This window comes from Bilifractor sp. LCP21S3_A7, from assembly GCF_052118825.1.
Taxonomy (GTDB): domain Bacteria; phylum Bacillota; class Clostridia; order Lachnospirales; family Lachnospiraceae; genus Bilifractor.
Window position 1 is genome coordinate 1 of sequence record NZ_JBQKGL010000039.1, and the last position, 317, is coordinate 317.

At 53.0% G+C, this 317-nt stretch carries 2 tRNA genes and 1 rRNA gene; all 3 read left to right on the top strand.

The features are described 5' to 3' along the window. Positions 1 to 104: ribosomal RNA gene (gene rrf, locus ACTQ1O_RS14085) — 5S ribosomal RNA — on the top strand; the annotation flags it as partial. A gap of 7 nt (positions 105 to 111) precedes the next feature. Continuing rightward, positions 112 to 184 (top strand) — tRNA-Ala (locus ACTQ1O_RS14090). 35 nt (positions 185 to 219) lie between these two features. Beyond that, a tRNA-Ile gene (locus ACTQ1O_RS14095) sits at positions 220 to 293 on the top strand. Positions 294 to 317 lie beyond the last annotated feature (24 nt).

Below are 317 nucleotides of genomic sequence, written 5' to 3' on the forward strand. Positions count from 1 at the left end.
GCCCGGGGGAGACACCCGTTCCCATTCCGAACACGATGGTTAAGACCCGGGCGGCCGAAAATACTATGCCGGAGACAGTATGGAAAGATAGGCGGCCGCCAGCATCCTTACGGGGATGTAGCTCAGTTGGGAGAGCACCTGCCTTGCAAGCAGGGGGTCGAGAGTTCGAATCTCTTCATCTCCACTGCATATGAATCACATATGCATCAAAACAGAAAAGGGCTTATAGCTCAGCCGGTTAGAGCGCACGCCTGATAAGCGTGAGGTCGGTAGTTCGAGTCTACTTAAGCCCACTTGGACTTAAGAAATTAAGCCCA